Source organism: Sphingobacterium sp. E70, assembly GCF_019285695.1.
GTDB lineage: Bacteria > Bacteroidota > Bacteroidia > Sphingobacteriales > Sphingobacteriaceae > Sphingobacterium > Sphingobacterium detergens.
This window is the reverse complement of record NZ_CP079104.1, coordinates 345,678-372,602: the sequence shown is the minus strand read 5'-3', so window position 1 is coordinate 372,602 and position 26,925 is coordinate 345,678. Positions and strand designations below refer to the sequence as shown.

General features: G+C 40.0%; 32 protein-coding genes and 5 pseudogenes. 30 read left to right on the top strand and 7 right to left on the bottom strand.

What is annotated here, in order from left to right; translation table 11 throughout:
- The first annotated feature begins 15 nt into the window (after positions 1-15).
- From KUH03_RS45150 to KUH03_RS45135, 4 genes are read left to right on the top strand one after another with little or no spacing between them, the layout of a single operon-like run.
- Positions 16-357 carry a hypothetical protein gene (locus KUH03_RS45150; protein ID WP_306429426.1) on the top strand — a complete coding sequence of 114 codons (342 nt, stop codon included), beginning with the start codon at positions 16-18 and terminating at the stop codon, positions 355-357.
- The gene (locus KUH03_RS45145) at positions 354-665 is read left to right on the top strand and encodes a hypothetical protein (protein WP_306429425.1); all 312 of its coding nucleotides are present in this window, start codon (positions 354-356) and stop codon (positions 663-665) included. Before KUH03_RS45150 ends, KUH03_RS45145 begins: the two co-directional genes overlap by 4 nt.
- Before the next feature lie 55 nt (positions 666-720).
- Positions 721-942 (top strand): hypothetical protein, encoded by a 222-nt coding sequence (locus KUH03_RS45140; protein WP_306429424.1) that lies wholly within the window; start codon positions 721-723, stop codon positions 940-942.
- Positions 939-1,388, top strand: a complete 450-nt coding sequence (locus KUH03_RS45135; RefSeq protein WP_306429423.1) for a hypothetical protein — start codon at positions 939-941, stop codon at positions 1,386-1,388. Before KUH03_RS45140 ends, KUH03_RS45135 begins: the two co-directional genes overlap by 4 nt.
- 1,094 nt (positions 1,389-2,482) lie before the next feature.
- On the opposite strand, the gene KUH03_RS02755 is transcribed toward KUH03_RS45135, so the two are convergent.
- The 3 genes from KUH03_RS02755 to KUH03_RS02745 form a co-directional block, all read right to left on the bottom strand.
- Positions 2,483-2,719, bottom strand: a complete 237-nt coding sequence (locus KUH03_RS02755; protein WP_257091467.1) for a hypothetical protein — start codon at positions 2,717-2,719, stop codon at positions 2,483-2,485.
- Between the two features lie 512 nt (positions 2,720-3,231).
- Positions 3,232-4,278, bottom strand: a complete 1,047-nt coding sequence (locus tag KUH03_RS02750; protein ID WP_257091466.1) for a sialate O-acetylesterase — start codon at positions 4,276-4,278, stop codon at positions 3,232-3,234.
- Positions 4,275-4,475, bottom strand: coding sequence for an NUDIX domain-containing protein (locus tag KUH03_RS02745; protein ID WP_373564928.1), 201 nt, complete (start codon positions 4,473-4,475; stop codon positions 4,275-4,277). The genes KUH03_RS02750 and KUH03_RS02745 overlap by 4 nt, the downstream gene beginning before the upstream one ends.
- A gap of 342 nt (positions 4,476-4,817) precedes the next feature.
- Here KUH03_RS02745 and KUH03_RS02740 point away from each other — a divergent pair, with 342 nt between their 5' ends.
- Positions 4,818-5,036, top strand: coding sequence for a hypothetical protein (locus KUH03_RS02740; RefSeq protein WP_257091465.1), 219 nt, complete (start codon positions 4,818-4,820; stop codon positions 5,034-5,036).
- Positions 5,037-5,056: 20 nt separating this feature from the next.
- Positions 5,057-5,509 carry a DUF5694 domain-containing protein gene (locus KUH03_RS02735; protein ID WP_257091464.1) on the top strand — a complete coding sequence of 151 codons (453 nt, stop codon included), beginning with the start codon at positions 5,057-5,059 and terminating at the stop codon, positions 5,507-5,509.
- Positions 5,510-5,624: 115 nt separating this feature from the next.
- Here the strand turns inward: KUH03_RS02735 and KUH03_RS02730 are convergent, their stop codons facing one another.
- Both KUH03_RS02730 and KUH03_RS02725 read right to left on the bottom strand, forming a co-directional pair.
- The gene (locus KUH03_RS02730; protein ID WP_257091463.1) at positions 5,625-5,918 is read right to left on the bottom strand and encodes a carbonic anhydrase; all 294 of its coding nucleotides are present in this window, start codon (positions 5,916-5,918) and stop codon (positions 5,625-5,627) included.
- Positions 5,900-6,301, bottom strand: a complete 402-nt coding sequence (locus KUH03_RS02725) for a carbonic anhydrase (RefSeq protein ID WP_257091462.1) — start codon at positions 6,299-6,301, stop codon at positions 5,900-5,902. Before KUH03_RS02725 ends, KUH03_RS02730 begins: the two co-directional genes overlap by 19 nt.
- Before the next feature lie 502 nt (positions 6,302-6,803).
- Here KUH03_RS02725 and KUH03_RS02720 point away from each other — a divergent pair.
- The 18 genes and pseudogenes from KUH03_RS02720 to KUH03_RS02635 all read left to right on the top strand — a co-directional run bounded on the left by KUH03_RS02720 (position 6,804) and on the right by KUH03_RS02635 (position 18,862).
- The gene (locus tag KUH03_RS02720; protein WP_257091461.1) at positions 6,804-7,016 is read left to right on the top strand and encodes a hypothetical protein; all 213 of its coding nucleotides are present in this window, start codon (positions 6,804-6,806) and stop codon (positions 7,014-7,016) included.
- Between the two features lie 2 nt (positions 7,017-7,018).
- A complete protein-coding gene (locus KUH03_RS02715) occupies positions 7,019-7,432 on the top strand; it encodes a hypothetical protein (protein ID WP_257091460.1) in 414 nt (137 codons plus the stop codon).
- 45 nt (positions 7,433-7,477) lie between these two features.
- A complete protein-coding gene (locus KUH03_RS02710; protein ID WP_257091459.1) occupies positions 7,478-8,245 on the top strand; it encodes a hypothetical protein in 768 nt (255 codons plus the stop codon).
- Positions 8,246-8,412: 167 nt separating this feature from the next.
- Positions 8,413-8,790, top strand: coding sequence for a hypothetical protein (locus KUH03_RS02705; protein WP_257091458.1), 378 nt, complete (start codon positions 8,413-8,415; stop codon positions 8,788-8,790).
- Positions 8,742-9,770: a hypothetical protein gene (locus KUH03_RS02700; protein ID WP_257091457.1), complete on the top strand. Its 1,029-nt coding sequence runs from the start codon at positions 8,742-8,744 to the stop codon at positions 9,768-9,770. The genes KUH03_RS02705 and KUH03_RS02700 overlap by 49 nt, the downstream gene beginning before the upstream one ends.
- A 527-nt stretch (positions 9,771-10,297) precedes the next feature.
- Positions 10,298-11,313, top strand: a pseudogene (locus KUH03_RS45130) (M14 family zinc carboxypeptidase).
- 101 nt (positions 11,314-11,414) lie between these two features.
- Positions 11,415-12,416, top strand: coding sequence for a hypothetical protein (locus tag KUH03_RS02685; protein WP_257091455.1), 1,002 nt, complete (start codon positions 11,415-11,417; stop codon positions 12,414-12,416).
- On the top strand, positions 12,392-12,742 hold the full coding sequence (locus tag KUH03_RS02680) for a hypothetical protein (protein ID WP_257091454.1): 351 nt from the start codon (positions 12,392-12,394) through the stop codon (positions 12,740-12,742). The genes KUH03_RS02685 and KUH03_RS02680 overlap by 25 nt, the downstream gene beginning before the upstream one ends.
- Before the next feature lie 407 nt (positions 12,743-13,149).
- Positions 13,150-14,148 carry a TlpA disulfide reductase family protein gene (locus tag KUH03_RS02675; protein ID WP_257091453.1) on the top strand — a complete coding sequence of 333 codons (999 nt, stop codon included), beginning with the start codon at positions 13,150-13,152 and terminating at the stop codon, positions 14,146-14,148.
- Positions 14,149-14,233: 85 nt separating this feature from the next.
- Complete coding sequence (locus KUH03_RS02670) at positions 14,234-14,824, top strand: carboxypeptidase-like regulatory domain-containing protein (protein WP_257091452.1); 591 nt, start codon at positions 14,234-14,236, stop codon at positions 14,822-14,824.
- Positions 14,803-14,850: pseudogene (locus KUH03_RS47985) on the top strand (hypothetical protein); the annotation flags it as partial. The gene KUH03_RS02670 and the pseudogene KUH03_RS47985, both read left to right, overlap by 22 nt.
- A 27-nt stretch (positions 14,851-14,877) precedes the next feature.
- Positions 14,878-15,243: a hypothetical protein gene (locus KUH03_RS02665; protein ID WP_257091451.1), complete on the top strand. Its 366-nt coding sequence runs from the start codon at positions 14,878-14,880 to the stop codon at positions 15,241-15,243.
- Between the two features lie 68 nt (positions 15,244-15,311).
- Positions 15,312-15,839, top strand: a complete 528-nt coding sequence (locus KUH03_RS02660) for a hypothetical protein (RefSeq protein ID WP_257091450.1) — start codon at positions 15,312-15,314, stop codon at positions 15,837-15,839.
- Between the two features lie 107 nt (positions 15,840-15,946).
- A complete protein-coding gene (locus tag KUH03_RS02655; protein WP_373564621.1) occupies positions 15,947-16,180 on the top strand; it encodes a hypothetical protein in 234 nt (77 codons plus the stop codon).
- Entirely contained in the window at positions 16,135-16,728 is a 594-nt protein-coding gene (locus KUH03_RS02650) for a TonB-dependent receptor domain-containing protein (protein ID WP_306429922.1), read from the top strand. Before KUH03_RS02655 ends, KUH03_RS02650 begins: the two co-directional genes overlap by 46 nt.
- Positions 16,715-17,065, top strand: a complete 351-nt coding sequence (locus tag KUH03_RS02645; protein WP_257091449.1) for a hypothetical protein — start codon at positions 16,715-16,717, stop codon at positions 17,063-17,065. The genes KUH03_RS02650 and KUH03_RS02645 overlap by 14 nt, the downstream gene beginning before the upstream one ends.
- On the top strand, positions 17,053-17,334 hold the full coding sequence (locus KUH03_RS02640) for a hypothetical protein (RefSeq protein WP_257091448.1): 282 nt from the start codon (positions 17,053-17,055) through the stop codon (positions 17,332-17,334). Before KUH03_RS02645 ends, KUH03_RS02640 begins: the two co-directional genes overlap by 13 nt.
- A gap of 19 nt (positions 17,335-17,353) precedes the next feature.
- Positions 17,354-18,862: a RagB/SusD family nutrient uptake outer membrane protein gene (locus KUH03_RS02635; RefSeq protein ID WP_257091447.1), complete on the top strand. Its 1,509-nt coding sequence runs from the start codon at positions 17,354-17,356 to the stop codon at positions 18,860-18,862.
- 210 nt (positions 18,863-19,072) lie between these two features.
- Here the strand turns inward: KUH03_RS02635 and KUH03_RS02630 are convergent, their stop codons facing one another.
- Entirely contained in the window at positions 19,073-19,852 is a 780-nt protein-coding gene (locus KUH03_RS02630) for a hypothetical protein (RefSeq protein ID WP_257091446.1), read from the bottom strand.
- A gap of 303 nt (positions 19,853-20,155) precedes the next feature.
- Between KUH03_RS02630 and KUH03_RS02625 the strand changes: the two genes are divergently transcribed.
- From KUH03_RS02625 to KUH03_RS02600, 6 genes and pseudogenes are all read left to right on the top strand, one after another.
- A complete protein-coding gene (locus KUH03_RS02625; protein ID WP_257091445.1) occupies positions 20,156-21,205 on the top strand; it encodes a helix-turn-helix domain-containing protein in 1,050 nt (349 codons plus the stop codon).
- Between the two features lie 251 nt (positions 21,206-21,456).
- Positions 21,457-21,759: pseudogene (locus KUH03_RS02620) on the top strand (carboxypeptidase regulatory-like domain-containing protein); the annotation flags it as partial.
- Positions 21,760-21,833: 74 nt separating this feature from the next.
- On the top strand, positions 21,834-22,919 hold the full coding sequence (locus KUH03_RS02615) for a TonB-dependent receptor plug domain-containing protein (RefSeq protein ID WP_257091444.1): 1,086 nt from the start codon (positions 21,834-21,836) through the stop codon (positions 22,917-22,919).
- Positions 22,920-22,921: 2 nt separating this feature from the next.
- On the top strand, positions 22,922-24,259 hold the full coding sequence (locus tag KUH03_RS02610; protein WP_257091443.1) for a TonB-dependent receptor domain-containing protein: 1,338 nt from the start codon (positions 22,922-22,924) through the stop codon (positions 24,257-24,259).
- A 12-nt stretch (positions 24,260-24,271) separates the two neighbouring features.
- Positions 24,272-24,886, top strand: a pseudogene (locus KUH03_RS02605) (Ca2+-dependent phosphoinositide-specific phospholipase C); the annotation flags it as partial.
- A gap of 83 nt (positions 24,887-24,969) precedes the next feature.
- Positions 24,970-25,419 carry a Ca2+-dependent phosphoinositide-specific phospholipase C gene (locus KUH03_RS02600; RefSeq protein WP_257091442.1) on the top strand — a complete coding sequence of 150 codons (450 nt, stop codon included), beginning with the start codon at positions 24,970-24,972 and terminating at the stop codon, positions 25,417-25,419.
- A gap of 1,149 nt (positions 25,420-26,568) precedes the next feature.
- Here KUH03_RS02600 and KUH03_RS02595 read toward each other — a convergent pair.
- Positions 26,569-26,837 (bottom strand): annotated as a pseudogene (locus KUH03_RS02595) (luciferase family protein).
- Positions 26,838-26,925 lie beyond the last annotated feature (88 nt).

Below are 26,925 nucleotides of genomic sequence, written 5' to 3'. Positions count from 1 at the left end.
CATCATTAGGAATATATGGATTATACGAAGATTACAACATTTGGCGCATTGAAAACATCAGGTTACAAACCTAAGACGATAAAAGAAGAATTGCGCCAGAATCTGATTACAAAAATAAGCAAAGGCGAAAACGTTTTTACTGGTGTACATGGTTACGAGGACACAGTTATTCCCGAACTTGAAAGAGCCATTCTCTCAAAGCATAATATTAATTTTCTAGGTCTTCGTGGTCAGGCAAAGACACGCCTGGCTAGGCTTATGGTTAATCTGCTGGATGAATATATACCTGTGCTACAAGGTTCGAGATCAATGATGACCCGTTTAATCCTATATCGCGCTACGGGCAGGAATTATTGAAGGAAAACGGGGATGACACCCCGATAAGTTGGCTTCATCGAAGCGACCGTTTTGCTGAGAAACTTGCCACTCCTGATGTGACCGTAGCAGATTTAATCGGTGATGTAGATCCTATCAAAGCCGCTAATCTGCGGTTGAGTTATGCGGACGATCGTGTGATTCATTTTGGCATGATTCCACGGGCAAACCGTTCCATATTTGTGATTAATGAGCTGCCCGATCTTCAAGCCAGGATTCAGGTGGCCCTTTTTAATATCTTGCAGGAGGGGATATTCAGATTCGTGGATTTAAGTTACGTCTACCATTAGATGTACAGTTTGTGTTCACTGCAAACCCAGAGGATTATACCAATAGGGAAGTATTGTGACACCGTTGAAGGATCGGATAGGATCCCAGATACTAACACACTACCCCGCATCTGTTGAGGTGGCAAAGACAATTACTGCCCAAGAGACCAATTTGGAAGCTGCGCAGAAGGAGCGAATATACGTTCCCGAGCTGGCTCGTGAATTAATTGAGCAGATCAGTTTTGAAGCCCGAAATAGCGAATATGTTGATGAAAAAGTGGTGTCAGCGCACGGATGAGCATTACAGCATTTCAAAATCTGTTAAGTACAGCCGAATTGCGTATGCTTAGAAATAAAACAAAAGCGACTGCGGTGCGCTTGAGCGATTTTATGGGTATCGTACCGGCTATAACCGGTAAGGTGGAGCTGGTTTACGAAGGGGAACAGGAGGGGGCTGCTACTGTGGCGTTGCAGTTGATCGAAAATGCAGTAAAAAGTATCTTTCCGATCTTGTTTCCCAAAATTGAGAAGCTTGAAAAGGAAAACGAGCGTTATCCCTATGATGATATCGTTCGTTGGTTTTCGGAATCGGAAGGTATTGAGCTTTCCGATGAACTTACTGATGCGGATTATGAGAGCTTATTAGATCAAATGACACCTATCCAAACGCTGATACAACAATATCAGCCAGAGACCAAGGCAGAGGATCGCTACTTCCTGACCGAATTTGTACTTTGGGGCTAGCGCTAAATAACAAATTAAGTAAATATAGGTTAGGCAATGGCCTGCAGTTTCAAGATAACTTTCAAGGATATCTGAGAAACAATCTATAACAATCGGATAAAAGTTTCCCTCTGTCAGTTCGAGGGAAGCTTTTTTTTTATGTGTTTATCCATTGTAGGATATATAGCAGGGAATAAAGATAAGCCTTGACTGTTTTCCAAACGAATATAAATCCATTGATAGTGAAATTTGCAGAATATTTAGTCCCTGATTTCTCTCGGCTGCTGGCTGCATACTTTATATTTCGATGACTTTTCCTATATATATTTAATATATTGCTGGGTTCCATTCTTATACGGATTCCGTGCGGCAATATAGGAAAAGATCTTCCTCCAAAATACTATAGCATAATCTGATACAAGTTGAGTATTATCTCCTGCACACGAAGACTCCTGAGGATCACCGATTTCTACCCTATGGATTATCTTTTCTAATTCGAAGCTAATGTTGAATATTAATATGTAGATAATCAAAACCAACAACCAGGACCTAATTTTTAGTGTTATTAATGCCATTCCTAGTAATATATTGATGGTTCCAATAGTTATTCTGAAATAAAGAATAGACTCCAGCTCCATCTCGTACCAGTAACAACTCTTACAAAAATGATATTGATAGAGGGTATGAATATCACTAAAAGTAATTAAACTGTTAAATAGGACCATTAGTACACCGATGATCCTACAAAGAATGGGCTGTGTTAGGATATTGCTGATAATCTTCTTTACATTGCCTGTCGACCTTATCATAGTTTACTCCAATATAAATTTGATGCATTTTGTTTGCAAATAGGGATGGATAATACGCCTCTTTGCCAATTCAGATCATATACCAAATAAAAGGACAAATTGAGCACATCCCCAGTTTTGGTCAATCTATAAATTCGCATGGGTTTTACTTCTTTTTCAGGTACCGGTTTATTACTGGACTGAAGTCTATTTTGGAAGATATCTGCATATGGTCTATCAAAACCGATTCCGGAAATTCATCCAACGATTTAAAATTAATACAACCCTTTTGGAATTTGGCTTTGGGCAATTTTGATTTTAGCTCATCTATGAGTTGGGGTTGGAATACATCACCAACGAGTGGAATGAGATATAGTTTTTAGCAACTGTAAGTCCATATTTGAAAACACCCTGTTCATTATAACTGATCGCATTGGGATTAGACATGAATTTTCCAAAACTTTCAGAAACAGCTTTGTCATTTTCTAATATTACTTTTCGGAATTGACTAATCGCTTGTTGCTCGGTTTGCGAAAGTGTACTGATATATTGTTCTATTTCCATAATTTTTATCGTCCCTAGGTCTTTTGTTTACCATCTAAAATTATTCAATTTTCTTTGATTCAGCTATAGTTCTAGATTAAAAAAATAAACTCCTAGGTTTAAAGACTAGCTGGTCGAAAGGTACGATTTCTAAGGTGTATCAAACGTTTATGACGACAGAAGGTCTTGATCAAATCTGGACTAAAAAGCTAAATGTAAAACCAGAGGTCGGTTATATCAATGCGTTCGATTTTAATAAGGGCGAACCAACCAGAATGAAGGGCCTTGAATTGAAAACAGAGAACCATATTCTGTGGGAATATATAACCTAAGATAAAGGAATCGACGGGGCAAAGTGTTATTTTTGAGCCTCTGGGAAAGAACAATAAAATTGCAGCAATACTAAGATACGCTAATTGGAAGGAAATCATGGAATACAATAGATGCTGCAACTATAATTAGTCCATGTTTCTCCAGCGATTGAAGATTACTGTGAGGATGGAGCCCTGAGATAGGCTAACCTCTGCTCAAAATCACCGTTCTAAATGTTGCGATTGTTTCTCATATTCATATTGCGAGAGCAGCCCTGAGGCATACCTAATTTCCAGCACCGTTTTCTTTTCTGCTGCTGTCAATGGTCGCTGTTCTAATCTTTGGACTGTTTCTTCCTCATTGTCCAGCACACCAAGTATATTAGTCTGCCGATGAAATGCCTGAAAATATCTCAGCCCAAATTTTCGCAGGGATGGCGCATCAAAATGCAATCCATCGGGATTGGAATTTAGCTTGCTAGCACTCACAAAATAACAATTGTCACTATTTTCGGTAAAACCTAATAAAGCTTCATTCACCTCGCGGGATTCAGGAAAGTATTGTCCGTAGCGCCCCAATGGTAAAAAGTCGCCAAGGCCACCCGAAATAAAAGGAATGTCGGCCGCTTCCAAGGCATTCCGGAATGCATCGACTATATTTTTCAATTTTTCAGCATATTGCTTTGAACGTCCCATTAAACTGTCATTTTCACCCTGATGCCAGAGTATGCCATCCAAGGAACTGTTTTCCATGGCTAGTTTGGCCTGAAAAATAGCATTTTTGAAGAGTGGACCATCGGTGCGCCAGTCATCCAGACTACTTCCGCCATCAGCACATGGAATAAGTCCGATCTCACGATCTGGATTCTTCTCCAGCCAGGCAGCGGCGAAGCTTGATGCAAGACTGATTCCAGACGTTGGACGGTCACAATTAATAGGTTCCCACATCGTTTGCCAACATCCGTTGCGGAGCATTTTTATTCTTTCATCAAAAAGTAGGGGAGCTTGATTTAAAAATCCTCTTCCAGCCATATTAGATTGGCCAACCATCAGAAAAGAATGTACCATATGTTTGTTATTATCTTGTTGTCCGTTTAAATACTCATCCAATATAGGCAGATCCGCTTCTGCCCAGTCGTAATTCTTTAGCTCAGCGGCATCTACCCATATCGCTTGCGCATGTTCCAGTGTATCCACTTCACCCGAATGCAGACTGCATACAAATGGATAGAGCTGTAGCGAGAATTCGGCGTAATGGTGCTCTATCACCGTGAGTGCTTTATGTATAGTAATATCAATATTGAGTTCCTCTTTGATCTCCTGCGTAGGCAGTCTTCTTTAGACTCTTCGGCTTCAATCTTCCCACCCGGAAATTCCCATTTCAATGGTAGCTTCATCGACGCAGAGCGTTGGCAAATCAGAATTTTATTAGCGTGTTGTATAATCGCACAGGTTACTTGCAGCATAGTGCTCAAAGGTATTAATTTTTTCATAATTTGTCTTTTTGCATATTAAAGCTGTTCTGGAAGCTTTCATTAGCCATAAAGAATGAGCTAAGCGATTCCGCCTAGGCCCACCTATAAAACTACACCCAAGTGTAGCCTGTATTCGAGCAAACTGTGATATTTTTGAATCAATAAGAACAAACTAACACATGAAAAGCCTGAAAAACACAGCACAGTTGATTCAATTATCTAACAGAGCAAAAGGGATCAATTTAAAAATCATCCTCATATTGCTTTTTGGAATTTTTTTTGGGAAAAGTTTATGCGCAAAAAATTGAAGTCCTAAATTTTGCGACTTTTCACATGACATATACACCTGATGCACATAAAGTAAAATTTAATGAAAAGGATGATAAAAATAAGAATGAGGCTTATAAAATAGCAAAGATGCTGGCGGAATTCAAACCGACAATAATTTGTGTGGAAGTACTTCCTACCAAAAATGAGGAATTGAATGCAGACTACAGGAGTTTTAAGGAAATTAAAGATTATACCCCAAAATATGGAGGGAGATCGCCTTAATTGCTTACGAAATTGGTAAAATGACTGGCGTAAACAAAATATATGGTATCGACGAGCAGCAGACCGCAGCTTATAACTATAATATAGGGAATGAACTGGAAAATCAGGTAGACAGTATAACCTCAAAAAAATACAACGCCAGTATTCTTAAAGAATTTATGGCCGCAGAAAACCTTTCTGTGCTAGAAAAATTGAAGCTATTTAATCGCAAAGCGACTTTCCAAAAATTTATAAATCTAAATGCTGATATATTAACTCACAACAGTACTAAAGGCAATTTCGAAGGGGCAGATGAAGCGAGCAAATTTTATAGACGAAATCTGCGGATATTCTCCAATTTAAACCAAATACCAGTCAATAACGATGATCGAATTTTTATAATAATGGGAGCTACCCATAGCGCTTTTTTGGATGAATTCATGCAGAGAAGTCCTAAATACCAGCTTGTTGATATTGAAAATTATCTGAAATAAATAGTAGGAATACAAGGTAATTTAAGGCCATTTGGATACTTTCCAAACGGCCTTTTTATATTTATAGCATAACACATGTCTTCGTGTTATGCAGTACAGTTCTTTGAATAAGTCCTCAAATTTTGATCCTCAAAAGAGTAATCACATTGTTTAATAAACATAACCAATTTACACTTCCTGTTTCAACATCATAATTGGCACCAACAATCTTAATCTTACCTTCTTCTTCAAGTTTACGAAGTGTTGAACTTTGTCTGCGAATATCTTTAATTGCATGTTTAATATTCTGTTGGTTAAGTTTCTCCAGCAATACACTATTTTTTGATGAACGCTCTTCATTCTCATCAATCACTTCATTGATAATAGGATCAAAATGATTAACTAAATGGTTCAAGTTGTCCATTCCCATTTTTTCGATTTGTGCAGCATCAATCCACCTTTCAAAGCACCACATTTGGTATGGCCTAAAACGACAACCAGTTTAGATCCAGCAACATTACAGCCAAATTCCATAGAGCCTAGAATATCTTGATTGACAAAATTTCCTGCAATTCTGATACTGAAAATATCACCCAAACCCTGGTCAAATATAAGTTCAGCAGAAGTGCGGCTATCGATACAGCTTAATACCACAGCAAATGGCCATTGACCCTCACGAGTAGCATTCACCTGTTCGAGTAGATCCCGGTTTGCTTTTAGATTATTGACAAAGCGTTGATTGCCTTCTTTTAAGAAGTCTAATGCTTTTTCAGGAGTAATTGTCGATTGTGTTTCGTACGTATGTGCCTTCATAAAATTTAAATATTTGAATATTAAAGATAGGATAAATTCGTTAAATTTTAATGGCAAAAAGAGCTCCAATTTCTTCTCCCTTGAATTTTCTGGCTGTACAAAGCAATGCACAGCACATGTAGGACTATTTTTTCGGTATCTGTTAAACGGGTAGATAGAAGCCTAATATATACTAGATTGCCGTCAAATTTGCTGATACAATGACTCATGCCACCGCGAAGCAAAAAAGCTTATGAAGCTACGAATCATAAACAGCTATAAACAAATATTAAATAGCCTTTAACTTTTGTTGTTATGTAAGTTACCTTTATATCGAGTTGGTTTTTAATTCTTTTAGGAAGTTATAAATCTGCTTGTCAAATAGTATCAGGAAAACTTTTCTTGCTACGCATAATCGAGAAATAAATATGAAATTGATTTTTATTATTCTTTTTCCATAAGCCTTGTTTACGGGCAGTCCGATAAAAATCTGACTGTCGGCTATGGAGATCGGTACGACAGCTTGCCTAAGATAAATTTCAAGACCGCGGCAGCAGAAAACTATGAAAAGGCATTCAGCGCCAATACCGTCGTCGATATCAGGCCTGAAGTTGAAAAGAAAAATTTTGTGATTCCAACAGGAAAAGGTAAGTTAAAATTTAAAAGTATAATTCCTCAGCAGGCCAAGGAGATGGATTCCGGGGTTGGGAGTATAACGGCTATTTTCCACAGCTGAAAATGTATATTTTGATAAGCCATTCTGTTGCCGAAAGTTTGGGCTTTAGCGATTTGGTTTTGTTGGATAGCATTGAGGGTTGCCAACATAGGATTGCTTCGGTAGGTGATGGTGCTGTTGAAATTCCTATTCCATCCCCTGACGGACGGTTTCTGGCATATTATTACAATGAGGTGTACGCACCTAATAGCTGTTTTATAGGAATTCTTGACGTGCGAAAAGGAACTCCATTTCGGATTCGTCTTTCCGAAAACAGTAGTTTTCAAACCGAAAACTGGGCAGTCGAAAATATTAGATGGATCGATCAGAATACCATAATTGTAAAAGCTTATACACTTAAAAAGGTCGGCAATGAGAGAAGTAAGCAGTTTACTTATTACACTGCTGAGTTAAACAATAAGATAAATATCAAGTAAAGTACCATTCATTGTGGACGTTCTGGATTTTAAAACGACTTTATCATGTGGAAAAATATTACGCTTACTATACTCGCGCTAATGGCTTTAAGCTGTAGAAACGAAAGAAAACAAAAAAACCGAACTGATCCACAACATGCAGTTATCACTGGGGATGAAAAGAAAGATACTGCAGGAGTTCTACTGACTGAAAATAAGAATATGCAGCTAGGAGGTAGCGATAGCGTGGACCTATCCGCTGTACACAATACGAATGAATCTAACACAATTACAAAAATAAAATTCAATGAACTTGTAGTAGTCATTAATGGCATGGCTATTTTTGATGCAGAAAAAATGGAACGGATTCAAAAAGATACTGCTGAGATCGAAGCTGAAGTTGGAGAAACCATTGAAGGGCGTACCATATCCATTTCGAGCGAGCAACTTATCGGTTTGAACATTGAGCAACGCTATGAAACGAGTGTAACCATTATGAATGAAGGGCCTCACTGTGATCTTATTGATTGGAAGCATTTTAATTCCAACTGGAAGTCGTTAAAACAAAATTCAAATGGGCAATTTGTAGGTGATAAATACACCGAAGAGGATTATAATACTTTTCCCGAAGTCTCGATGGATGAGTTGAAGCAAAAAGTAAAAGAGCAGTGTGGAGAGGATTGGTTTAAACTTTTGGAAAAAACAAATTCTCCACGTGAATATCCTTGTGCCATAAGTTTAAGTCGATATTTCTTACGAATCGTAGGTAAGCGGAAAGACAATGGACAAAAAGTAACCAAATTAATTATTATTAAAACCCCGATGGGATGTTAATGGTCGAATGAACCATTCTATTTTTGCCGTTATTTTCCGAAAATCACACTTTCGCAATCTTAAACAATATCCCCATAACTATTGTGAAAATGGTCTTCGCAACTGCTGTAGTCTTTGGGTTACCAAATTGCATAATAAGTATCAATAGAAAACGTAAACGCTAAAGTATGTATGAACGCCTAAAGCATCTTGTTTCGCCGCTTTTTATTTTTTTTCTTGTTCTATTAATTATCAATGATTTTTTTCTCAAAGCGGTATTCCATAATACGTTTACCGGAAAACTATCTGATTTCAGTGGACTTTTTATTTTTCCTATTTTCTGGTCCGTTATCTTCCCTAAACAAAAATTAACGGTTTTTATATCCACAGCAGTCTTATTTGTCTTTTGGAAAAGTGAATATTCCTCGGTTATCATACAATTTATGAAGCCCTACTTTGGTATTGGTAGAACCGTGGATCTTTCGGATCTGATCGCATTACCCATGATATTGTTGGCATGGTTCTACACAAAAGGAGGGCACAACAGTCCGTCAATCCAGTCTTAATGACGCGATTGAGCACATATTTTAGCGCAGCTGTCGCAATTTTCTCTTTCTGTGCTACCAGCCAGCAAAGATATATCCAATCTTTTGATCAGCCGCAGTATGTACTGTTAAAAGATCCGACAATCCAGCACCTTAATTTTGATGATGAATTGGAATTTCATAAAAGCGATTCCTTACTTGTTGTCAAAATAAATTATCTATCTACCAGTAGGCCTGAGCGGAACGATGATTACAATAAGAATCAATCAATCAAAACTCTTGATCTTGCCATTTTACATCGTTTAGCAGATAGTGCTAGCCTGGTTTCGCCCGGAAAAATAACTTTGCTCACAGTCAATACTGAAGAGGGGAGTGATTCTTTAAGATTTAATGGTGGGCGACTTGATGGACGGTTCATCAGGACAAAAGGAGGTAAGACTATTATTGAAGGATTTTATAAGATGGGATTGGAAGACTCCACCTGGATAATCAGGGACGCGATCAGTGCCGATAAGGTCATAAAGAGATTTGTTAATGGAGAAACAATCAATATCAAACACTATAGCCATGATAAACTCCAATCCTCTTCAAATATCAATACCCGTGCTGACACCATTTTTAATATCTATTTGCAGTTGGTAATTCTGGTCCTAAGTCTGGCGGGGATATGTTATTTATTATATAGAAATTATCGCAGGGCCATCCCGGATCATTTTAAGCTCAAATTACTGTGGAGATTGCTGTTGTGCTTTATTTCACCGCTCCTCGTCTGGCTGTTTTATGTCGGGATCATGTTATTGCTTATGAATTATAGTCAAGATATTTTCGAGACTTTAGCGACAATTATCTTTATTTTTATCACAGTTTGCCCATTGATGTTTGTCATAGTTTTTTTGATAAAGATCAGAAGGCCAATAGATATTCTCTGGTACAGTCTCTTGTTCGCTCTAGCAGCCAGTATCTGGGCAACGTACCTCACACTTGGAGCACTTTCACAATGAAGATAAACTCACCTCTGTCGAAATCCTAAAAACACGAATAATAATCTAAAGGAAATGATTACCATTGCTTTGGATAAATTAAATACCCCGAAAAGTTTATAGCTATCCTTGGTCCGGCGTCTTAGGTGTATTGGGCAATGATATCCTTGTCACAAAATCGTGATTCCTGATAAAAGTAAAAAAGACTACTTGTTTAGTAGTATTTATCAGTAAGATGTTTTATATTTGTGATCAAATCGTTTATCAATTGGCGTTGGCAGCGATACAACCTAACAAAAACAAAGTTCAAATGAAACCACAAAGATCAACCTTTTCCGTCATTCACAACATGAAAAACATTCGATTTAATCTTACTCCATTTCGAATGCGCTATTGCGCTTAAATTTTTCTTCTAGACTTTTTTAATGGATAGTAAAGGATAGTATTTCTCTTATTATCAATCATGCCACAAGTAGCATCATCCTACTTGTCAGTATTCACTTATTAAACTAATTCATCCCTATGAAAAAATACGAAGTATTTTTCCAGTGCTCGCTATTGCTTTTTTTTCTGTGGAGCAGTATTCTTTTGCTCCTGCCCAGGAGGGCTCAGTGCCCAAAGTGTTTCAAAATGAATCCGCTGGGCAAAACTTGGAGAAAGATTATTATTTTCCGGCAGGAAGCCGTTTTGTGACAAACATCCCCACGCCAAGTCAATTTTTCAATCATCAAATCGGTCATAGTCATACCCGTTATGACCAGATTGTTGATTATTTTAAGATACTTGAGCAACATTCCGGCCGGATAAAGATAGATACGATTGGTCGTACCTGGGAAGGGAGACCGCTGATCGTGCTGAAAGCTTCTTCACCCGACAACATACGCAATAGTGAACAAATTCGTCAACAGCATATCGAAACGATTAACAAAGCAAAAGAGAACCGGATCGTATCTAATGAAGCACAGCCCGCATTGGTATTTTTGGGTTTTAGTGTGCACGGTAACGAAACCTCAGCTGCCGAAGCATCTATTTTAACCGCTTATTACCTAGCAGCTGCCGAAGACCCAGCTGTTAAGACCTCACTAGCAAAGGGAATATTTTTATAGACCCAGTTCGTAATCCAGATGGTTATGATCGTTATGTCAATTGGGTCAATGCTAATGCAGCATTTCCACCAAACGGAAGCCCTCTGGATAGAGAGCACAACGAAGTTTGGCCCGGAGGCCGAACAAATCACTATTGGTTTGACTTAAACCGCGATTGGATCAATCAGGTAAATCCCGAAAGTAAGGCGCGTGTCAGCTACTTTCAACATTGGCTGCCCCATTTTCAAGGCGACTTCCATGAGATGGGAGCAGCATCTTCCTTCTTCTTCGAACCCACAAAGACCGATGCTCAAGAATCTCCCTTAGTCCCTAAAAGTACATATCAGCTAAATCAGAAATTTGCTACTTATTATGCGAAGGCATTGGATGAAATAGGATCTTTTATTTCACCAAAGAACAATTTGATAATATTAATCCAACCTATGGATCTACTTATCCTGATCATGTCGGAAGCCTAGGAATCCTCTTTGAGCAAGCAAGTCCACGAGGCCTCTTTCAAAAAACAAGCAATGGTGATCTAACTTACCCCTTTGCTATTCGAAACCACTTCAGAATAGCCTTGGCGAGCATTACAGCATCTATTGATCATCGTACGACACTTTTGGAAAATCAACTGAGATTCTTCCAGTCGGCGTTCGAATTAGCTCAAAAAGATCCAGTTAAAGGTTACTTGGTAGATCTAAAGTACAATAATAACACAGCAGCACATTTCAAGGACCTTCTTGCCAGGCATCAAATCCGTTACCTAACGAACAATCGTGACCGTAAGGTAGATGGTAAAGATTTTGAGAAAGGAACTTCCATCATTATTCCGACGGCGCAGGCAAACTATCGGCTGGTCAAAGTCATCTTTGACGAGACCAAAACATATGTGGACAGCGTTTTTTATGATGGCTCGGGCAATTCCATTGCTTACCTCTATGGCTTCTCTTATGCTAGTCTAAAACAAGGGGTGGACAACGGAGAGAGCGATCAAAGTTCTGCTATCAATCCGCAAGCTATTGCCCTGACAAGGAGCAATTATGCTTATCTCGTAGACTGGCGGCAGGAGGGAGCAGCTTGGTTGTTATCCCAATTGCTACAGCGCGGCATCCTTGTGAAGTCCGCTAGCAGTCCCTTTGAACTATCTGATCAGGGCAGGACAATAGGGTTTGATTATGGAAGTCTGCTGATTCCCATACAAGGTCAGCCCATCTCAGCAGATGAATTATTTGATCTCTTACAGAAATTGAATAAAAGAGGAAATATAACGATTACATCCGCTTCCACGGGATACAGCGGAAAGGGAATAGATCTCGGAAGTAGTGGATTTAAAAGCCTCGCACCTCAAAATGCATTGCTTTTAACCGGAAATGGGATTAGTGCTTATGAGGCCGGAGAAGTGTGGTATACATTTGAGCGCCAATTGGAACAGCCGATCTTACGGTTAAATCTTGATCAATTCAGTCGTGTAAACCTTGAGGAATATCAAGTACTTGTATTGGCTAGCGGCGAGTACACCGGATTGAGTTCGGCGGCTATTGAGCGTATCCGTGCTTGGGTAAAAAATGGGGAACATTAATTGCTTTTGGACGTACTGGACAATGGCTTGCAGGACAAAAGATTGCTTCTTTTCAATTTCTTGACGGAAGGAGCGATAGTGTAGTGCCGAAAGAGGAAAAACCAACGAAAACAAAGGAACGTTTTGATTATGCTTCCGCCCAAGGTCGGGAAGGAACAAAACGTATTGGTGGAACCTATTTTAACACTGAAATTGACAGAACCCATCCCATCGGTTATGGTTACACCCAGAAAACAAAACCTGTTTACCGCAATCACACTCTTTTTGTTGAACTAGGTGACCAGGCCTATAATAATGTTGCAATTTATAGCAAGTCTCCTTATTAAATGGATACGCATCGGCCGAAAACCAAAAGAACATCACAGGTACAGCCAGCATTATCGTAGAAAATAGTGGGAATGGACGTATTGTATATTTTGTTGACGATCCCTTATTCCGAGGTATTTCCTTTGGCAATGCACGCAGCTTTTTTAATGCGGTCTTGCTCGGACAGGTTCTTCAATCTGGGATAAGAAGATAAACAATTACAAACTAACAACCAATAAAATAGGATAAAACTATGATTTATTCAATGGAGAGTGAGGAGTTCATAAATATAGCTGAAAAGCAAAATATCCATGAATACTCCTACTGGAAAATGAATATATCAGGCAGTTTTATTGGAAAAAGCAAACTGGGCATAGTGATTTCATTTATACCAGTGAAAATAAACACTCCTAAATAATTTAAATAGATGAAAAATAAACTGACATTATTTACTGTTTCGATGCTGTTTCTTGCCACACAGGCATCGGCCCAAAAAGTTGCAGCCCTACGTTTAACTGGAAAAATAGAAGGATTGAAAGAAGGTAAAATATATCTTCAACAATACGATAATAAAGTATTTAAGACGATTGATTCAGCCTCAGTCCACAACGGTCGATTTAGTTTCGGGACTCAAGTGCAGTTACCCGAACTCTATGGTCTGAAGTTGAAAGAAGAAGGTTATCCCGTCCAACTTTTCTTGGAGGATGCTCCAATTGAAGTGCTCATCCAGTCTGGAGAAAATGGCGATCATGCTACTGTGAGAGGGTCAAAAGCTCAAGATTATTTTGAGCGCGCAAATAAAGAGCAACGTAAGTATACTGCTAAGCAGTTTATTGAAGCGGATCCCAAATCTATTGTCGCTGCGTATGCATTGTTCCGTAACTATTCCTATAATCTGTCGCCGGATGAGCTCGAAGAGCATACAAAATTGCTGGATGCCTCATTGCAACAAACACAATATGTGCGCATCTTGAAAGATTTAATCTTAAAACAGCGTGCCGTATTGCCGGGGAATAAAGCCTTGGATTTTGTGTCTACTGGTCCCGATGGAAATAAAGTAAGATTCAGTGAGCATCTTGGTAAAGGATACGTATTGCTTGATTTTTGGGCAGCCTGGTGTGGTCCTTGCCGTCGGGAGAATCCCAATATTGTTGCGGCTTTCCAGAAATATAAAAACCATGGATTTAGCGTATTTGGCGTATCACTGGATAAGAAAAAAGCAGATTGGCTAAAAGCCATTAAGGACGATGGATTGGATTGGACTCAGGTTTCTGATCTTTCGTTCTGGGATACAGAAGCTGCAGCTCTGTATGGTGTCCGTTTTATCCCGAGCAACCTACTTATCGACGAGCATGGTATTATCGTGGCCCGTAACATTAAAGGCGATGCGCTATTGCAGAAATTAAAGGAAATCTACGGCGAGTAAAGAACAAACAAAAACATCAAACAGAAAAACAATGAGAAAATCAAGCTTGTTTTATTTGCTTCTTTCATTAGCTGGCAGTGGGGCCGTGGCACCTTCCTTCGCACAGGAGCAAACAAAATCTATTATAAATGCTGTACTCAGTGGTGTTGTGCAGGACGCTGCCACTGGAAAGCCTCTTGCTGGTGCAACCTTAAGTCTAAAGGATGTAACTCATCATGTAAGTACCGATAAATTTGGGAGGTTTCAATTTGTAACCGGACAGAAATTGCCCTTTACAGTGACAATTTCCTTTGTGGGGTATACAAGTCAGACCTTGGTCATAGATCATTCTCCAGTGGTTATTGAACTTGAGCCTGTGGATCATACACTTGAGGAGACCGTCGTAGTAGGTTATACTACGGCTAAAAAATCAAGTTATACAGGATCCGTAGCTACCGTAAGTGGCAAAGAATTAGATAATCTACAGATTACGACAATTGGGAAAGCATTGCAAGGGACGGTGCCTGGGCTACAGTCCATTGCCGCAGCAGGTCAGCCTGGGAGTGATGCTGAATTATTTGTCAGGGGTGTAGGCTCTGTAAACGCGTCAACAGCACCGCTTTATGTCGTAGATGGTACCCCGGGGCCAATCCCAATAGTCTCAATCCAAAAGATATCCTTTCTATTTCGGTCTTAAAAGATGCGACAGCAAGTGCACTATACGGTTCACGTGGTGCAAATGGCGTCATCGTGATCACAACAAAATCCGGTGAACTGAACAGTAAGACTGCCGTTAACTTTTCGGCGAATTACGGTTATACAGGGAGGGCAGTGAAAGATTATGAATACCTATCCCAGCAAGAATATTATGAATTGCAATGGGAAGCAATCCGCAATACGCAGCTCGATCAAGGGAAATCCGCCGGCGATGCTGCCCAGTACGCCACAGATTATTTGGTCGATGGTGCGCTTAAAGTAAACATCTTTGGGACTAACTATCCAAAACCCGTAGGGCTCGATGGAAAGCTGGTTGCAGGAGCAACATCGCTCTGGAACGATAACTGGGGAGAAGCAATTGCCCGAAGGGGATACGCCAGCAATATGACCTTAGTCTGAGTGGTGGCGGCGCAAGTACTCGTTATTATCTTTCTGCCGGTTACCTCAATGAACAAGGCTGGATTCGCATGGCTGATTTCAAGCGGTATAATTTCCGAACAAATATACAATCTAAGGTGAACAACTGGTTTGAAGTTGGCGGGAATGTTGCCTTGTCATCAGGCTTTCAACGTGCGCCTACGCAGAGCGATAGCAATACCGGCAACTTCGCCAACTTTCAGCGTTTAGTGTCCGATCTGTATCCCGTCTATCAGCGCAATCCTGATGGGAGCTATGTGCTGGATGAACAGGGCAATAAGATCTGGGACTATGGGTTATGGCGCCCAACCACAGCTGCGAGTGGTTCAAATATTTTAGGTAGCGCTGAAAATGCAATTTCCGGTACCAACAATGAGTCAGTTTTGTTGGGGACCAATATCAAAATATCATTTGCGGACAATTTATTCCTGAAGACCTCGGCCAATATCGACTACCGAAACACGAGTTCACATACCTATTCGCATTCGTACTATAGTACTGGTGTCCTTACAGATGGAGCGGATCCGCAAGCCGAAGTTCGAGCCGTACACTCAACTATACGGTCAATAGCTTTCTGAACTATGCGACTACATTTGGTAATAAACATAGTGTTAGTGCGCTGGTTGGTCCCGAAATCTATGTAGAGGGAGCTTCTTCACTATCAGGTAACCGCACGGGCTTCCAGGTGCTTGGTAAAACGGAGCCATCCGCAGGGACACTGAGCGGTGTTTTTAACGGGACTTCTTCCGATTATAAGCTCGCAAGCTGGTTGGGGCAGGTAAATTATGATTATCTGGACCGCTATCATTTTTCTACAAGCTACCGTAGAGACGGTTCATCCCGCTTCAGTAAACAATCACGTTGGGGTAACTTCTGGTCTATCGGTGCGGCCTGGAACGTGAAAAAGAATCCTTCCTGAAAGAAATCAGTACGATTAACAACCTGAATCTACGGGCGAGTTATGGAGCTCAGGGAAATGATAAAGTCGGTAACTATGCTTATGGTGGATTCTATTCCATTTATAACAGTTTGGACAATCTGGGGCTTTTACCCTCCGATTTACCTACACCAGACTTAAAATGGGAAACAAATCTTAATCTCAACATCGGCGCTGATATCGCTTTATTTAACAATCGGTTGGTAGCACAGATTGATGTCTATGATCGGAAGTCAAAAGACCTGCTTTTCCAAAAGCCACTTTCACCGTCTACAGGTTATAGCGGGATCGATGCCAATATCGGCTCATTGAGCAACCGTGGAATTGATGGGCAGATTACCGGTGTGCCTATTCGAAACAAAGATTTCAGATGGTCTATTACGGCAAATGTGGGACACTACAAAAATAAAATCACCAAACTACCACAAAAAGAAATTCTCACTGGATCCATTGGGCAGTATGGTAACACGAAAAAATGGTTGAAGGTGGTTCCATCTATGATTTTTATATCAAGGAATGGGCCGGAGTAGATCCGAGACCGGCAAGGCGACCTGGTATAAGGATGTAAAAGATGCAACAGGAAATATAACTGGGCGCACGACGACAACGAATCAAAATGAAGCATCATTTTATTTTGAAGGAAGTTCATTGCCGGATCTTTATGGCGGTGTTAGTAACAACTTTAGTTACAAAGGAATAGATTTGTCTTTCTTGTTTTCCTATAGTCTAGGAGGAAAAATCTTTGATGGTGATCAACCCATGATTATGCATGTGGGTTCAGCACCGGGGCGAAGCTGGTCCAAGGAGGCCCTCAATAGATGGACATCCGAAAATAGAGATACCGATTTCCCCGATTGTCTTACGTGACTGATTCTTGGAATAGTATTCCCTCCACACGTTTTCTACGGAGTGCAAGCTATGGACGCCTAAAGAATTTGAGCTTAAGCTATACTATTCCGCGTAATCTAGTGTCAAAATGGTCTCTTTCCGATGTTCGGATACGTTTTGTAGGTGAAAATCTATTGACGTTCTATGGAACTCAGGGCCTGGACCCAGAGCAAACGGTAGGTGGAGTTACCTACTATCGCTACCCGGCACAGAAGTCATACGCTCTGGTCCTCAATGTTTCCTTTTAACACGCATATTTGATTTATTATGAAATTAAAATATATCACGATCATTTTTCCTTTATTGGTACTCTCATCCTGCCGTGACAGTTTCTTCGAGACTGCTCCTGCAACCCAGATTACGACTCCCGAGGTATTTTCTTCTGAGAATAATATTGATGCCTTTATCAACGGATCGATCCGCTTTTTGATGGAAAATAGCACCTCTCAGGACAATCCTGGGCTCCCGACCATATTCCTCACACATGAAGTGATGGGAGAGGACGCTATTGCACGTGACGGCCGTTATGGTTTTCGGGACTCATATCCCTATAAAGATCCTTTTGACAACACCACTCGCCGGGCGCTTTTCTTTTGGACCTTGCAATATAAATCTATTGACCATGCCAATAATCTGATAGCCAATGTGAAAATTGACGATAACAGCAAAGAAAGCTTAAAACACCTCAAGGGGCAAGCCTATGCCTTGAGGGGATTGAATTATCTCAATCTCGTACGTCAGTACCAGTTTACCTATGTGAAAGACCCAAATGTCAAGGCAATACCGATTTATACCGAACCGACGACACCAACGACGGTTCCCAAACCACTGGCTACAGTAAAGGAGGTTTATGAGCAGGTTATTTCCGATTTAAAAGAAGCCGAAAAATTACTCGTGGGTTTCAAGCGGAAAGTGAAGAACAGACTCGACCTCAATGTCATTTATGGTCTACTGGCTAGAACATATTTGACACAGGAAAATTGGGCGCAAGCACGTGATTATGCAGCAAGAGCACGTGTCGGTTATCCAATTATGACGGCAGAGCAGTACAAGGAAGGATTTAACGATGTCAGCAATCCGGAGTGGATCTGGGGACACCCACAGACCGCGACCCAAAATTTGGGTGGAGCTTCTTTCTTAGCCTATATTGAGACAACTCCTTACGCAACAGATGCCAAAGGTGTAAATCTATATTTTGGTTATAATAGCATTATTCCTGACCCCAATTTTATCAGCTTATTTACAGCTGCTGATGTGCGTAAATCGCTTTTTGAGATTGCCAAGCAACCTGCTGAGGCGATCTATCGTTCTTATCGTTACCGTAAGTTTAGAAATAAGCACCCTAACCGTGATGGACATATCGTTTTAATGCGATCATCGGAACAGCTGCTTATCGAAGCCGAGAGTAGAGCTCGCCTGGACGATGTAAAAGGGGCTATAGACCTCCTGAACGAATTAAGACGTAAACGGACTTTGCAAGATCTCGATGTCGCAAATTTTGATAAGGCAAAGGCGGTACAGGAAGTTTTATTGGAGCGCCGTAAAGAATTATGGGGTGAGGGTTTCCGTCTTTACGATATCCTGCGGACGCAGACGGCGCCTGTACGTCGCGAGGCTAATGAGACCTTTGTGGATGATGCTGGAAAGACAGTAGCAGTAATGGGACATTATATTCTCAAGTTTCCAGATGGATCTAACTTATCTCCAAATAGCAAATATTTTTTATTTCCAATACCTCTAAACGAACTGAATAATAACCCAAACTTGCAAAACTAATCAATGGTCAGTTGCTTATAGGAGTTACTAAAAGGCCACTTAGAAAAACGCTAAGTGGCCTTTTATTTAAATGCTTTATTTTAAAAGAAGCTAGCTATCAAATCAGGGAATGAGCCTGCCGTTGGTCATTTGTTCCATTTATTGATCAAGACGAATTTCTTCCGCTTAATGAATAAGCTAGCAAGCGAGATTTACCTTATTCTTTTTTTTTTATAAGAGTGCTATATCCTGTTTTGCGAGCACATGACCTTTATTGACAATATTACTTCTTAGATAAAGAAAACATTGGTCATTATGGTCGAGTTTACCAATAGTCAGTTTTACCGATTTGATATCGAGCGTGTTAATTTCCGATGGATCCATCTTATCGGGGTCTGCAATTAGTTGTCCGTCTTTCCTAATTTCTTCAAAATCCCAGGAGTATCCCTTCCATGGTCCCGCAACTAGTGTTGTCTTTTTGCTGTCCATGATGCGTTGACTTTTGTATTTCAAGGGTATACTGTCGATCACGATCGTATAGTCCTTAAGGTGAATTGTGAGCTCCTTTAAATAATGAGGAAAGTCTTCGGGCTCGAAATAAATGCTGTTGTCTTTGTGAATGATCTTAAGCTTTACGATCCCTATTTTGTCTATTTTTGCCGATTGTGAAACTTGTATAAATACCGCGTACTCCTGTTCGCTAATGCCTAGATTTTTGTGATATGGCATAAGTTCCCCAGGTTTTAATCCGCTCATTGTTTTTAGAAACCAATCTTGGTTCTGTTGAATGGCAAGTTTCATTTTTTTGAGAATTTCCGACTCAGCGGCATTCAAAGGAGGGGATCCCAACACCTCTACAATATAGTTACCCTCAGGAAGTAATGTGTCAACGAATTTAAGTGCTATTACCGTGCTGTCTGTTTTAGTCCTCTCTTGCGCAAATCCATTCACGGAAAATAGTAGGGTAGTTATGCAGGCGATGAAAGAAAGATATCTACGGAGAAATGTCATGTTGAATTTGAGCTTTTGTAAACGTTATAGGCGTTTAAGTTACAGCTTAATTCTGATAAATAAGAAGCTGAAAAGGAATCACATAATAGGAAATGGCAAAGAGAACTTGCTGAAAGTACATTTAACAATTTGATAATACCTGATTATTAACTTTGCAGGACAGCTTAATTAGATTAAGAACGTGAATTATATTATTATCGTAGGGGCAACCCAAGCCTTAATGGCTTTGGGAATTTTATTGAAGGACAAAAAAATAATGGACAGCATGATAATATCCTTTCTTATTTATTAGCCTCCATTTTTTTGCACCTGGCAATCAGTTTTGCATTGAACGTCTTTTGGCCCAATTCAAAAATCCATCAGCAATTCAATACATTTATCGCATTGGCATATCCCGGTTTGTTATGGTGTTATATACGTTTTCTCGAACATAAGGGAAAGTCCATCGATATTCTTTTGGCGATGTTTCCATCGATAGGTGCATCTATTGGTTACTTTTGGATTGCTGCCTATGTGATCAACCATTCTGGCGAATTACCACCATTCATCAAACTGTACAATTCAATATCTGGTTATGCATATACGATATTATATATCGTGTACCCGTTAAAAATTTTGGCTAAGACACATACGATACCGACATTTTGGAAACTTGAAAAACGTATGGTTAGACTGGCCGCTTCCCTGTTCCTGTTTGTTGGACTCGCATTTTTAATCATCAGCATCTGGACTCGACTATCTGATATATCCGTCTATTTTAATCTTATCCATCTGTGGCTCCGTCTGATTATTTATTCTATATTGGCGGTTATCTGCATATCTATTATTTATGTCAAAGTAAGCTCCTTCCTATACGTTCATTTATATCAGCAGGAGCAAGTAAAGCCGCGTATTCTTGACCATCAGCATGAAGATCGGTTGGACAGCTCGATGGGGAAATCCCGATGCCCATCTGCTGAGGAAAATGAAAGGAATGCCGGTATAGACTATGTAGGTATTTTGGCGAAGGTAGAAAATCTGATGTCCCAGCATAAAGTCTTCTTAGATCCAAGTCTCACATTAGATATTCTTGCTACAAAGGCCGATGTATCACGTCACCATCTTTCCGAAACGTTAAATCAGTACCAGGAAAAGTCCTTTTATCAGTATGTCAATGAGTATCGAATTAAGGAGGTTATTACATTAATGGATCTGCACAAAAGCAAAGGAGAGACCATCAATATACTTGCGATGGCATTTCAGGCTGGATTCCATTCCAAATCCTCGTTTAATCAATATTTCAAAAAGGTTCAGGGCTGCACGCCTTCGGCCTATCTCAAAGCAAAACCACATTATAACCTAGTGAATACCTAAGTGAATATGCTTGTCCATCGGGCTGGAAAAGCGGGTATTAATTAATCCTAAAAGCGGTGTTTCCACGTCGCGATCAGCGTATCAATTTATCGGTAACCTAATCTTAATGCAAAGTTAATGTTTGTAAATGTCATTAAATGAGTGTTTTGTGGTGTTTGATGCTAATTGATCGTACTTCTTTATCGAGAAAGACGACAGGCATCTCATGAAATATCAATTTCGTAGCAAATAACAAAAATTGATTACATGATATGAAAAGAACATTACTCTTTTTGATTTCGTTGATGCCCTTCTTTTTACAGGCACAACAAATTACAGGGACTGTCACTTCAATGACCGACGAGGTATTGCCTGGCGCTACAATACAAGTGGGGAAGTTGACTGCACAAACCAATCTCGATGGCAAGTTTACACTGATTTTAAAGGAAAAGGGACCTGCTCGACTTGCTATTTTATACACCGGTTATCAAGCATTCGCGTTAGATACACTTGTTTCAGGCGAGGGAGTTCATTTGGGAATAATCAAATTGCAGCCATCCAATAATAGCCTGGGCGAGGTTGTAGTTGTCGGTTCTTCAGCTGGTTCTCAGCTCAAGGCATTAAACATCAAAAAACGGCAAATGCTATTATGGAAGTATTGGCGGCGGATGCTATTGGTAAATTACCCGATCGCAATGCTGCCGAAGCGGTACAACGCATTCAAGGGGTTTCCATTGAACGAGATCAAGGGGAGGGGCGATATGTTTCCGTACGTGGCACACCCATACAGTGGAGTGCGTCTTTGTTAAATGGGAACCGGCTTCCTTCCGCTAGTCTTGACTATGCAGATCGACGGATTCAGATGGATATTTTCCCCTCAGAGATGATTCAATATGTGCAGCTATCAAAAGCAATCACTCCGGATATGGAAGGAGATGCGATCGGAGGATCTATCAATTTTATTACCAAAGCAGCTCCCTTAAAACGTACACTCCATATCAATGCGGCTGGCGGCTATAACGGACAATCTCAGCGCGGATCATACAACAGTTCAATCCTCTTTGGCGACCGTGTTGCGCAGGGAAAATTGGGTTATATCCTTTCGGCAGTAATCTGGGACCGAACAGCTGCTCAGGACCGATATAACCTAAACTATGATTTTTCGAACAGTAATGCTATGCAGGCTTTTTCCATCACAGATCTACAATTGCGGGATTATATTGCACGCCGGCGTACATTGGGATTTAATGGTGGACTTGAATATGCATTTAATGAAAGGCACAAAATCATGGCTAAGGGACTCTATAGCGAATATATGGACGCTCAGCGTGTCCGTGAGAATTATTTCTATTTTAATACTAAAACAGCGACCATAACAACCAGAGCCGCAGATTACCATACAAGCCTTTACTCTGGGGAGCTTAGCGGGCAGTCGAGTTTTTCAGAACGATTTGGATTGGATTGGGCACTGAGCATGGATAAGTCCGCTTTTAAATTTATGGACCCCGATTACTATCCAATGGCAACCTTTTCCCAAAAGGTTGATTATGATGGCTTGGCTCCAGATGGAAAGAAATACCTCGCGATGGATTCGCCAGATGGAACAGGGGACTATATTGACCATATCCTACCTCATCTTGCTTCCACTACAGCGATTAGCGCAGAAGCCATGAAATTAACACAGGTTGTCAATATCAGGAGCAAAATCAAGAACGCAACAAGCGTGTTGGAGTAAACTTGAAATATACACCTAGCAATTCGTTGATCGTTAAATTTGGTGGAAAGTTTATCCACAAGGATAAGCAGGTAGAAAACCCCTATAGTATTTATGTAGCCGGTATCTCTGGAGCTGCTCCAACATTAGCCAGCCTAGGTACGGAACCCTATCCCTATCGGGGTGGTTTTTTGACCGAAATAGGATCGCCCTACAACAATGTGCTTATTGATCAGGTAGCTATGGCATCAGTGAGGCAACTTGCATCACCGGAGGGTATTGCCGAAAACAAGTTGTACCCATTCCGCGTCGATTCAGCTAGCAACGCATCAGGTGCCGCCAACTACTACAGTGGAAAGGAAAATGTATATGCAATTTATGGTTCTGCTGAATTTAAATTGACAGAGCAGCTCACCATTATAGGAGGAATACGAAACGAGTACAACAAAGTTACTTTTTCAGGCAACAAAGTATCAACGCTCGCAGACAAATCGACTAAAGTAGAAGCAATCAATCAGGACAATAGCTATAATGCTTTTCTGCCAATGTTGCATGTAAAGATCAATGCGACGAAGAATGACATTATTCGGCTGGCATTTACGCGAAGTTTCACCCGTCCCGATTTTGGTAGCCTTAATCCCGGTACGACACAGGACGATATCAACCGTGTCATCACCCGTGGTAATCCAAACTTGAAACCCACTTTCGCTAGCAATTTTGATCTCATGGCCGAACATTACTTTGGCGGCATAGGTATGTTTTCGGCAGGCGCATTTTACAAAAAACTTTCCAACCTGATCTATTCCAATCAATCTACACAAGATATTGATGGTGTTTTATTCAATGTAAATGAGCCCAAGAATCTTCAAAATGCCTGGCTGTTAGGTTTTGAAGCCGGTATATCCAAGCGATTTACAGAGCTGCCAGGAATATGGAAAGGATTTGGAGTAGATGCCAACTATACCTATACAGACTCAAAAGCGAAAGTTCCGCGCTTTGACAAAGGAAAATTGATAGAAGATGAAAGCGTGATTCCTAAGCAGGCAAAACACTTGTTCAATGTCTCCTTCATCTATGAGAATAGCAAGTTTATGGCACGTATTGCCGGCAATTATAAAGGTAAATATCTTGATGCCATTCGTCAGGTCGCAGGACCTGAGCATTACCGTTGGTATTCAAGCAATTTTTCGGTAGACTTTTCTTCTTCCTATAGTATCAACTCGAAATTCAGATTATTCGCCGAGTTAAATAATATTACTGGAGCCCCGGTGCGCTACTATCATGGTGTATACGATCGTGCCGAACAAGCCGAATGGTATTCTGTCCGTGGTCAAGTGGGGATCAGTGCAAAACTTTTTTAAAATATAACAAATATGGAATTCAAACAGATTATCCTAACAACGTTGTCCACCCTGGTACTAGGTACTGGAGTTATTCATGCTCAGCAATCCGAGCTCCCACAGCTTAATGCATTAAAGATCAATCAGATTCAGGTGCTTGGTACGCATAATAGTTATGCTAGGCCTGTAGATCCACGTCTTGCCGCCTATGCTGACCCTATTTTTGCAAAAATGATGGAAAAGATGACCACATTAATCCCCGCGGACAAGCTTGCGTCATTTAAGGAGTTTCATCCAAATCCGATGACGATGAGCGAAGGCTTGAAATATGATCACCCATCTTTTGATGTACAGCTCGACAGTGGTATTCGGAGTTTAGAAATGGATGTCTATTATGACCCTACAGGACATCGTTTCAATAAGCCCGCTGGGTACGAAGTATTAAGTAGCATGGCTGTTTCGGATCTGGCGCCCTATCAAAAGGAAGATTTGGAAAAGCCAGGTTTCAAGATGCTCCATATTGCAGATTTTGATTTTCGATCGCATTATGCTACTTTCCGAGGCGGCTTGAAAGCGTTAAGAAATTGGTCCGACAGACATCCCGGACATCTTCCGATCTTTATTATGGTCGAAGCAAAGGACAAAAGCATACCAATCTTTCCAAATAGCGCTGAGGTTCTCCTTTTGATGAAAAGGCATTCGATCAGCTGGATGCCGAAGTTGTCGAAATATTGGGAAAAGATAAACTTATTACCCCAGATGATGTACGTGGAAAGCATAGCACCTTACGTGAGGCGGTGCGTTCGGGCAACTGGCCGACCATTAAAACATCCCGTGGAAAATTTGTTTTCTTGTTACTTCCGGCCACTGCTGGAATGAACCTTGAATCTGCTTATGTTAAAGACAGACCCAATCTTGAAAAACGTATCATGTTTGTACAGTCGGAACCCAATGATAGTTTTGCATCTTTTATCCTGTTGGACAATGCGCTAGTTCGTCAAAATGAAATTCAAAATCTTGTAAAACAAGGTTATATTGTTCGTAGCCGTTCAGATATCGAAACCTACGAAGCAAAGATCAATGACTATACGAGGGCAGATGCGGCTTTTAATAGCGGAGCCCAAATTATATCCACCGATTTTTTAGACCCGGTAATGGTTACCATACATCCTATTATGTGAAGTTGCCTCATGGCAACCCCGCTCGTTCAAATCCTATCAATGGAAGAAAGTGAAGCCTAGAGGCTCAAAAACAATAAAAATAAAGAATAAAATAGTACCGTTTCAATAGCGAAGCGGTACTTAGGTTGACGATGTGAAGCCAAGAGATTATTGCCCCATTGTTGTTTCAGATTCCAGTATAACCAAGTAACGCTATTGATTAAATTTTTATTTACTGGCGTAATAACAACTTTGACTGTAAAGACGTTGTAAATTTGCAGTCGAAAGCCAGCAATATTTTGTGAGTATAAATTGTTTGAATTGGTTGAATGCTACAAATTCAACTCCTGAATCGGAGCGAATGGGATTCTCGGCCACGTAGTTATGTGCAATTTGATGTACCCTTTTGCAGATCAGATTGCATTCTTCCTGTTGTTGCTTATTTAGATTAGGAAATTTAATTTCCAGCCTTTCATTTATAGGTTTTAACCAATTTTTCCAAATTCCATGGATAGTTGGAGTCCATAATTTAATATTTCTATTGATAGATTCATTTGAGCCATAAATCATAATAAGTTTGTTGATCTAGTTTTGTTTTTGCTCGCTATAGACGCTTACTTGTATAGGTTCTTGATTAGCTTTTTATACTATTTCTAAGATAGCAATTTATCCTTAAAAACGTATTTGTCATCTTTGTAACAATTCAAACGAAAGCCTATGTATTCACATTTCTGGAATAGCCCATTTCAAGACTATGTCGTTCTTGAAGCCTCTTTTTCACGCGGAAAGGACTCTATTGACTTATAATACATATAACCAAAGTGTTCTACTTTCTTTGTTAAAAAGAAGATTTTAAACGATTATATTTATCTTGTGATTGCCGGCTACCATACATTGATTCAAAATGAAGAAAATCAAGCATTGGACGACTACCTAGTTTTCAAGACCAGAAATGTGATTACCTTTGAATATTGGGTTTTGTTCAAATTAATAATAAATTATGTTAAGTTATATCGCAGCGATTGGCCTAGTTTTCTTGGGAATAATGCTTAAATATTCCTCTCAAGACAGTTATAGTCCATTACGAAAATATTGGATTTTTTTACGATTGGATGGGTGTTGTCCCTACTTTATAACCTATTTCAATTACTTTAGGTGATATACAAAATTCTACTGTTGTTTGGCACGGTCGTAAGCCATGTTCAAGAGATAACAAGCATAGCCTACGTCTTGTTTATTGTGAAGCTGAAAACTTATCCATCCTGAATTTTTAAATACATGATGATCCTTAATTTTCCTTCAAATATCAGCGATTGTTTTAGCTCTTTATTTAATAAGATATCCAATAAGCCATTACTGTGTACATGTGCAAACTCTTTTCCTTTATAATTAAACTGAGTCCCACCATATTTATGTATTCCAATCGTAGTTTCAGGCATCTGCGCCATATCTTCCTCCAGTTCATCGATCCAATCCAGTAATTCAGGTTTGGTAACAAACATCCAAAATCTCATGAGACTATCAAAT

Coding starts and splice junctions, on each gene's coding strand:
- KUH03_RS02645 (WP_257091449.1), top strand. CDS start 16,715: ATGGGCCGGAGTAGATCCGAGACCGGCAAGGCGACCTGGTATAAGGAT.
- KUH03_RS45150 (WP_306429426.1), top strand. CDS start 16: ATGGATTATACGAAGATTACAACATTTGGCGCATTGAAAACATCAGGT.
- KUH03_RS02615 (WP_257091444.1), top strand. CDS start 21,834: ATGGAAGTATTGGCGGCGGATGCTATTGGTAAATTACCCGATCGCAAT.
- KUH03_RS02745 (WP_373564928.1), bottom strand. CDS start 4,475: ATGCTGCAAGTAACCTGTGCGATTATACAACACGCTAATAAAATTCTG.
- KUH03_RS02630 (WP_257091446.1), bottom strand. CDS start 19,852: ATGACATTTCTCCGTAGATATCTTTCTTTCATCGCCTGCATAACTACC.
- KUH03_RS02700 (WP_257091457.1), top strand. CDS start 8,742: ATGGTTCTACACAAAAGGAGGGCACAACAGTCCGTCAATCCAGTCTTA.
- KUH03_RS02705 (WP_257091458.1), top strand. CDS start 8,413: ATGTATGAACGCCTAAAGCATCTTGTTTCGCCGCTTTTTATTTTTTTT.
- KUH03_RS02755 (WP_257091467.1), bottom strand. CDS start 2,719: ATGGAAATAGAACAATATATCAGTACACTTTCGCAAACCGAGCAACAA.
- KUH03_RS02675 (WP_257091453.1), top strand. CDS start 13,150: ATGAAAAATAAACTGACATTATTTACTGTTTCGATGCTGTTTCTTGCC.
- KUH03_RS45135 (WP_306429423.1), top strand. CDS start 939: ATGAGCATTACAGCATTTCAAAATCTGTTAAGTACAGCCGAATTGCGT.
- KUH03_RS02710 (WP_257091459.1), top strand. CDS start 7,478: ATGTGGAAAAATATTACGCTTACTATACTCGCGCTAATGGCTTTAAGC.
- KUH03_RS02660 (WP_257091450.1), top strand. CDS start 15,312: ATGGCTGATTTCAAGCGGTATAATTTCCGAACAAATATACAATCTAAG.
- KUH03_RS02740 (WP_257091465.1), top strand. CDS start 4,818: ATGACATATACACCTGATGCACATAAAGTAAAATTTAATGAAAAGGAT.
- KUH03_RS02635 (WP_257091447.1), top strand. CDS start 17,354: ATGAAATTAAAATATATCACGATCATTTTTCCTTTATTGGTACTCTCA.
- KUH03_RS02725 (WP_257091462.1), bottom strand. CDS start 6,301: ATGAAGGCACATACGTACGAAACACAATCGACAATTACTCCTGAAAAA.
- KUH03_RS02730 (WP_257091463.1), bottom strand. CDS start 5,918: ATGGGAATGGACAACTTGAACCATTTAGTTAATCATTTTGATCCTATT.
- KUH03_RS02735 (WP_257091464.1), top strand. CDS start 5,057: ATGACTGGCGTAAACAAAATATATGGTATCGACGAGCAGCAGACCGCA.
- KUH03_RS02715 (WP_257091460.1), top strand. CDS start 7,019: ATGTATATTTTGATAAGCCATTCTGTTGCCGAAAGTTTGGGCTTTAGC.